Source organism: Phaeodactylibacter luteus, from assembly GCF_007993045.1.
In the GTDB taxonomy this organism is placed as follows: Bacteria; Bacteroidota; Bacteroidia; order Chitinophagales; family Saprospiraceae; genus Phaeodactylibacter; species Phaeodactylibacter luteus.
This window is the reverse complement of the sequence record NZ_VOOR01000112.1, coordinates 1-3,515: the sequence shown is the minus strand read 5'-3', so window position 1 is coordinate 3,515 and position 3,515 is coordinate 1. Positions and strand designations below refer to the sequence as shown.

Sequence of the window (3,515 nt, the reverse complement as noted above, 5' to 3'; positions counted from 1 at the left end):
AGCGGCTGCTTTTCAATGAACTTGCAGGGGGAAGATAGGGTTTTTTGGGGATAGACCACCTGCCTTTTTCTCGCCCACAATGCAAATGGGGCGAAGCCAAATTTCATTCGGCAACGCCCTCTGCGTAGGGTGGAAGAGCTGGCCAGCCTGCCTGAGCAGGACCGGTAGGGGATTATCTTTGCGCTTGATGGGCTGCTGAGGGATGCGAAGGATAGGATGGCGTATCAGTGGAAAAAGCCCAGCCCTTCAGCGGGGCTTTTTGGCTGATCGGATAACTTCTTTTTTACATATTTGCTTTCTCTTAACCACCTCCCCCAGTCGTTTTTATTCTTAATCAGATAATCCTTGAATACCTGTTCTTGTTCTGTAAGGGTTGCCCAATCCCCATCGCCGATTGGAATGTACCCGTCAGTAGCACCTGCCCCAACCGCAATTATTTTACCGCCAGAATAGTATATATCAAAATTTGGAGTCCGCCTTGGAAAAACATCTATTCCTTTGTATTCAAACATAAATCCGTAGCGCAAAGTATCGCCTTTTGCCCGAATCCGTTCGAACCTTGGTTCGCACTCCACAATTTTGATGGAATCCAGACTATCCTCTTTTCTTAGGATGCCCCAGTCATTTTCATCTGATATATTGAAAAAATAAAGAAACCATTTTGCCTCATCTAGTTTGGAGCACCAATCCACTCCGTTGATTTCAAATCGTGGATGGCAACTTGAACATCCCTCATCTTTGCTATGGTGCCCACCCGACCTACTGCATGAACAAAGCATTGCTGTGGCAAATAATAACAACATATATTTTTCCATGGTAATCAATATCTGAAAAAGTTCCTTGGCACGGAAAACGTGCTATTTTCATTATAAAAATGGTAGTTGTCTCGGGAGACTGCAACATTGAATCTACCCTTCATACCCAGAGAGGGGATTTGGCCATAGTCCCAGTCCGATGGAGGCCCACCGTCTCCATGACCGCTCGGGAACTTAACTTTTGACCAACCAATTTTTTCCTTTTGTTCAAGACCTTTGTTAACTGGGTGGGTATGGACAAGGGTCTGGTCGTCCAGAATGGCATTTATGTTAGTAGTAGGGTCTTCATGGTCTTTGAGCCAACCCCAATCTGCAACCATACCGCCCTCGCCGTCAGGTGCTAGTCTGACGCTCATCTCGGGACTCCACCCTTCCCCAAGAAGCCGATACCCTTCGTACCCCCCTTCTCCTCCGCCGTATTTCGTAGCCTCTCCCATATCCCACAAATTCCCCAACTGGTCTGTATAGTAACTTTCTCCGTAACCTCGCAGGCTTTGGATATGCCCATCTGTTTTGCCTCCAGTAAGACCAAGGTTTGCTTTGAACCCTCCAATGTCGTTCACCACAACTACTGCATCGTCAAGGTTGTCCTCCGACCGATATAACTCATTCCCGTCAGAGTCTACAAATATGGTATTCTCAACGCTCCGCCCATCTGGGTCTATGTTGATAATAGGATTGCCCATAACATAGTTATAGGGGGACCACCCTGCGTATTCCGCCGCCAGCGGATCCACCCCACTCCACCTACCGCTGCCCGCATCATACCACCGCGCCCCATAATCCGACAGGCCGGAGGCCGGGTCCCAGGCTTTGCCGTTGTAGCGGTACAAATGGGCAGGCGCAGGTTCGTCACGCCCTATCCCCTGCAGCTGCAGCCCGAAGGGGTAGTACCATAGCCGCTGCATCACCTCCCCTGCCCCAGGGCCGCTGCCTTCTGCCGCGATTTGACCGTCTTCGCCTGCATCCCTGAACAGCACCGTGGTGTTGCCCAGGTGGTCGGTCAGGGGGCACCCGCTTCGCTTAGGGTGCGGTGGGAGCGGCTGCTTTTCAATGAACTTGCAGGGGGAAGATAGGGTTTTTTGGGGGAGTTGGGGCGGTTATACGGCCAGTAAATACGAACGCGCCGAGATGCTCCCTCGATCGAGGCGGCTAAAAAACTGGCGAAGATTCTGGATACTACCGTGGGCTACCTGCTTGGCGAGACCGACAGGGCGGACTTGTTCAAAAACCCTGCTATGCTACAGCGGCTGCAAGACATCCTAAACCTGCCCTCTAAAGAAAAAGAGTGCCTGCTGATGACCGTGGACCATTTTATCAAGGCCGCTAAGATTAACCTGATTTGAAGAAGCCCTACCAAAATTGATGGGGCTCTTATTTTATTTATTGTAACTACTTAATCGTATGTACTGATCTTTCTCCTTACTAAAAAATATTTTCGAGAACTCTTTCTCTTTCATTTCTCTTAATTCCAATTTTGTTTCATCTAAATTGTAGCCTACAAAGTTAGAATAAGGTTGGTAGATTATTGCTTTTGGTCCTTCCCAACTAATTAGACAATACCATGCATCAGAATGCCGATTCCTTGCTTTGATATAACTTTTTGGCATCTTATTTTTCCGGACTTTTCCATAAGTAATAAATGTAAAACTCTTCCCTTTTTCATCACTTTGTTCATAAAGGGTCAAATGATATTTATTATTTGGAGAAGATATATATTTCCCCTTAGGGCTACACCCAATCAACAAAATAACCAACCAGACATAAATGGGTATTCGCATCTAAATTTATTTGGAAAGGTTAAATCTATACGGTCGTGCCTTATAATGGGCTCTACCCTTTTCTATAGCCAATGCTGTCCCTTTATCTTCACCATAATAAGGCGGTCTTAATGGACTACTCGGCCCAAAACCGAATGGATCCGGATTGGTATCAAGGAAAAACTTTTCTAAGGCATATAAAAAACCTTTTCCCTTACTACCTGCATAATTAAAGGCACCAAAACCAACGGAAGTCATATAGTTTGGAAGAATAGAACGTTGCTGAACCATTCCCGCAGCAAAGTTCCCTGCATCACGAGCCGATGCATAGATAATATCACCGCCCTCTCCATATAAAGCTGAACCATAGTATACTGATCCATACTTTTGGAAGGCTTTGTGCTTGATATCGTATTTTTCAGTTTGTCCAGCGTTAAGTGCATAATGCACTACAGACTTACCAGCCACATCCCACATAATCCAATTGACTTGATTCATAGCCCAAGTACTTTCAAAGTCTATTTGTCCTCTTGGTATAATTTGTCCTCTTTCAAGAGCACCAAAGTCCGTAAACGAAAAAGAATGAAGTGTCTTTCCCATATATTCTCCACCAGCTGACGTATTATCTGCACTATATGATGCATCAACTTCTGCTTTTGTAGTCTTGTCATTATGCTTATACACTCCTAAATCTCCATCATCATAAACAGCTATTACGTTCCCGTTAGCATCTGTATGCGTACTCTCAACACTACGTCCATCAGGGTCAATAAAGGAGATCGGATTACCCATAACGTAATTGTATGGACTCCAGCTTGCATAATCACCTGCCAACGGATCCACCCCACTCCACCTACCGCTGCCCGCATCATACCACCGCGCCCCATAGTCCGACAGGCCGGAGGCCGGGTCCCAGGCTTTGCCGTTGTAGCGGTACAAT

At 46.4% G+C, this 3,515-nt stretch carries 4 protein-coding genes; all 4 read right to left on the bottom strand.

What is annotated here, in order from left to right:
- Positions 1-224 precede the first annotated feature (224 nt).
- A complete protein-coding gene (locus FRY97_RS21615; RefSeq protein WP_147169700.1) occupies positions 225-815 on the bottom strand; it encodes a hypothetical protein in 591 nt (196 codons plus the stop codon).
- A 5-nt stretch (positions 816-820) separates the two neighbouring features.
- Complete coding sequence (locus FRY97_RS21610; RefSeq protein WP_147169701.1) at positions 821-1,723, bottom strand: RHS repeat-associated core domain-containing protein; 903 nt, start codon at positions 1,721-1,723, stop codon at positions 821-823.
- 471 nt (positions 1,724-2,194) lie between these two features.
- On the bottom strand, positions 2,195-2,596 hold the full coding sequence (locus tag FRY97_RS21600) for a hypothetical protein (RefSeq protein WP_147169698.1): 402 nt from the start codon (positions 2,594-2,596) through the stop codon (positions 2,195-2,197).
- A gap of 6 nt (positions 2,597-2,602) precedes the next feature.
- Positions 2,603-3,515, bottom strand: a 913-nt coding sequence (locus tag FRY97_RS21595; RefSeq protein WP_147169697.1) for an RHS repeat-associated core domain-containing protein, incomplete at its 5' end; no start/stop codon positions are given.

Coding starts and splice junctions, on each gene's coding strand:
- FRY97_RS21615 (WP_147169700.1), bottom strand. CDS start 815: ATGGAAAAATATATGTTGTTATTATTTGCCACAGCAATGCTTTGTTCA.
- FRY97_RS21610 (WP_147169701.1), bottom strand. CDS start 1,723: ATGCAGCGGCTATGGTACTACCCCTTCGGGCTGCAGCTGCAGGGGATA.
- FRY97_RS21600 (WP_147169698.1), bottom strand. CDS start 2,596: ATGCGAATACCCATTTATGTCTGGTTGGTTATTTTGTTGATTGGGTGT.